Consider the following 519-nt stretch of genomic DNA (forward strand, 5'->3'; position numbering starts at 1 on the left):
CCGGTGGCCTAACCCTTGTGGAGGGAGCCGTCGAAGGTGGGATCGGCGATTGGGACGAAGTCGTAACAAGGTAGCCGTACCGGAAGGTGCGGCTGGATCACCTCCTTTCTAAGGAGCACCACGAAAAGGGTTGAGACATTGGGTCTTACCCGAGCCGTGAGGAGTCGGAGCGCTGTAGTGGCGCCGGCTTGGTGCGCAACAAACTTTTGGAACTGCCGAACACACTATTGGGCTTTGAGACAACAGGCCCGCAGTCCTGTCCCGTTGGGGGCGGGGGGTGTGTTGTTGCCCTGCTTTGGTGGTGGGGTGTGGTGTTTGATTTGTGGATAGTGGTTGCGAGCATCTAGCACGCATCGGGTGTGGCTGGGGCCTTCGGGTTTCGGTCGCGTTGGTGTGTGTTGATGTGCAATTTCTTTTGAAACTCATTTTTTGGTTTTTGTGTTGTAAGTGTTTAAGGGCGCATGGTGGATGCCTTGGCACTGGGAGCCGATGAAGGACGTTGGAGGCTGCGATATGCCT

1 rRNA gene is annotated in these 519 nt (G+C 56.3%); it reads left to right on the plus strand.

The window, feature by feature from the left end:
* Nucleotides 1-108 (plus strand): 16S ribosomal RNA (locus BKG60_RS02380); the annotation flags it as partial.
* Nucleotides 109-519 lie beyond the last annotated feature (411 nt).

Source organism: Mycobacterium syngnathidarum (assembly GCF_001942625.1).
Taxonomy (GTDB): domain Bacteria; phylum Actinomycetota; class Actinomycetes; order Mycobacteriales; family Mycobacteriaceae; genus Mycobacterium; species Mycobacterium syngnathidarum.